Source organism: Shimia aestuarii (genome assembly GCF_022814865.1).
In the GTDB taxonomy this organism is placed as follows: domain Bacteria; phylum Pseudomonadota; class Alphaproteobacteria; order Rhodobacterales; family Rhodobacteraceae; genus Shimia; species Shimia aestuarii_A.
This window is the reverse complement of record NZ_JAKVRD010000048.1, coordinates 1-3,019: the sequence shown is the minus strand read 5'-3', so window position 1 is coordinate 3,019 and position 3,019 is coordinate 1. Positions and strand designations below refer to the sequence as shown.

General features: G+C 59.9%; 1 protein-coding gene. It reads right to left on the bottom strand.

Annotated features, from left to right (window positions below):
- Nucleotides 1-42: 42 nt before the first annotated feature.
- Nucleotides 43-2,925: a Tn3 family transposase gene (locus MK745_RS19615; RefSeq protein WP_243614857.1), complete on the bottom strand. Its 2,883-nt coding sequence runs from the start codon at nucleotides 2,923-2,925 to the stop codon at nucleotides 43-45.
- Nucleotides 2,926-3,019: the final 94 nt, after the last annotated feature.

The window sequence follows — 3,019 nt, the reverse complement described above, 5'->3', positions numbered from 1 at the left end:
CTGATGCCGGAGAGTGCAGAATCCTACGCTAAGGCTATTTGGTCATCTTTTGGGCCACCTGTATTCGCCGGTGAGAAGGATGTGCGCCCACCCGAGGGGTGAGATATGCGCTAGCAGGTCTGCTGAGCAGTCCAAACCATCACTGTGGCGACTATCGACAGCGCGACCGAGATGCTTTGTGTTCCAATAGATGATGATTGCGGCGAGGAGGTTCAGCCCGGCCATTCGGAAGTGCTGGCCTTGGGCTGTTCGATCACGGATCTCACCCTGGCGACCGATGCGCAGGGCGTTTTTCAGCGCATGATGCGCTTCGCCCTTATTCAGGCCGATTTGGGCTCGGCGTTGCATATCGGCATCCAGCAGCCAATCGATGATAAAGAGTGTCCGTTCGATCCGGCCGATTTCGCGCAATGCGACCGCTAGTTCATGCTGTCGGGGATAGGATGCAAACTTCCGCAAGAGTTGGCTTGGGGCCATTGCGCCCGCTACCATCGTGGCCGCGCTGCGCAGTATGTTTGGCCAGTTTGAGCTGATGACGGGTTCCCTGACCTTGCCGCCGATCAGGCCCTTCAGTTCTTTTGGGCAGGATGCCGGATCGAAGAGGTAAAGGCGCTTGGAAGGTAGATCCCGGATGCGGGGGATGAACTGAAAGCCCAGAAGGGCGGTGACGGCGAAGACGTGGTCGGTGAAGCCGCCCGTGTCGGCATACTGTTCGCGGATTTTCTGGCCTGCGTCTGTCATCAACAGGCCGTCCAGGATGTAAGGGGCCTCGTTCACCGTGGCCGGGATGGTCTGGGTGGCGAAAGGGCCGAACTGGTCGGAGACATGGGTATAGGCTTTTAGACCGGGTTCATGGCCGTATTTGGCGTTGATCAGGTTCATCGCCTCGCCCTGGCGCGTGGTCGGGAAGAACTGCCCGTCACTGGACGCGGTGACGCCGCCACCCCAGAACCGGGCCATCGGCAAGGCGGATTGACCTTCGATTACCATGGCCAAGGCGCGTGCCATCGCGTCGCTTTCGACATGCCAGCGCGACAAGCGCGAGAGCTGGAAATAATCATGGGTGTTCGTGGCCCCAGCCATTTTGCTGAGGCCAAGGTTCAGCCCTTCAGCCAGCAGCACGTTCAACATGCCGACCCTGTCTTTGCATGGAACGCCGGTGCGCAGATGGGTGAAGGCCTCGGTAAAGCCGATCTCGTCATCCACTTCGAGCAGGAGGTCTGTGATCCTGATCTCCGGCAGACGGTTGTAGAGATCGAGCACCATGGCATCGGCCTCTTCGGGGACAGCGGCCGTCAGCCGGTCGATCTTGAGCACGCCATCTTCGATAGAACCTCCCGGAATGGCACCCGCCCTGGCGGCGCGGGCCAGTCGTTCCAAGCCATCTGCTATGCGAGATTTTCGATCCGCGAGCCAGAGCTCCGGTTCAAACGGCATGGCCAGTTTTGGCGTGGCCCTGGCAACTTCCATCGGAACCAGCGCGTCCTTGAGATCACCATACCGGTGGGAATGTGCGAGCCAGATGTCGCCGGCACGGAATGCGTCGCGTAGGTGGCACAGGACCGCCACCTCCCAAAGCCGGTTCCCATCGTCGTGATTCAAGTGTCGATGCCATTTCGAAGCCCGGCGCAGAAAGGTCAGTGGCCGGGTAGTCGTCGTTTCCGTACCCGCGACGATGTCGGCGGCGGCAAGCAACGGTTCGGCCACCGGGGCCGCCTGAATATCGAGCGCCCGGAGCATGCGCGGCGCATAGCGTCGGAAGCGATGATACCCGTGAACAACATGTGCCAGTGGATCAGCCGCCAATGTGTCGGTCAGTTGGGCGGCGGTGGAAACAAGCCCCCTCAGCGATGACCAGCCTCCGGCGTTTTGGACGGCCTCCATCAGGGAGGCCTGATCTTCATGTGCTTCCAGCAGAGCTGATCCAAAATTTGAGAAGCCCTGCAAGGTGTCTTTCAAAGCAGCCTTGGCGTCATCTGCCCGAGCATCGCATACGCGTTTCGCCTCACGCCACGTCTTCCCCACAATCCGGTCATGGCTTTCGACCACTGCATCGGCAATGGCACTGCGCCATTCCAAAGCGCAAACTGCGAGGATGGCAAGGCGGCGGTCGCCTGAAATATCCCGCAGATCTCCTGCGAAATATCGTTCCCCTTGCCTTCGGAGGCGCGCGATACGGTGGGGTGGCACACCCGACAGGATGCTTCTGTCCACGGCCATGGCCTGCAAGAATTCCAACCGGTCGAGCAACCGGTTCATGTCGGCCGAGTTCTGGCCCAGCTCAAACTGGCGCAGCCAGACAAAGCGGGTGACAGAACCGTCCGCCGTTTCCGTCAGCAAGGCGTCAAGTCGGCTGCACATCTCATCATCCAGCCGGTCGGCAATCCGAGCGTCGATCCGTCGCTCTGCAGCAACGAGTGCATCCGCGCAAAGGCGTTCGATAACCGTGATCCCTGGTAGTATGGTCTTGGTCGCCCGGCATTGTTCCACGAAACGCCGCGCCAAATCCTCGTTCGATCGGGCGGTTTCGGCTGTTCTCTCCAGCCAGGCCTTCAGGTCGCGCGATCCTCGGCCAGTGAACATCTTGTAGCCATAGAGATCCCGCAGGGCCGCCAGGTGTTCATGACGCGTTTCTTCGCGGCTTGCATATCCAGCCAGATCGTCTGACTTCAGCCCAAGCTGCGCTGCCAGGAAGCGCGTGATCTCCATTGGAATGACCTCGCCCGGGGTCAACAACCGACCGGGATAGCGCAATGCGCAAAGCTGGAGAGCAAACCCAAAACGATTGTGGGGGCGGCGGCGGGCGCGGATGATTTCCAGATCGTCGTCCGCAAGGGTGTAGTGGCGCAACATCGCCGTTTCATCGGTCGGAAGATCAAAAAGTACCGAGCGCTGACGCTCGGTGAGGATAGTACGATGCGCCATGTTTTTGAACTCTGTGAGGAACTGGGGATCAAACCGGTCACACTCTACCGGCATGTCGTTTCCAACGGCAATCTATGCGATCTCGGAAAACGAG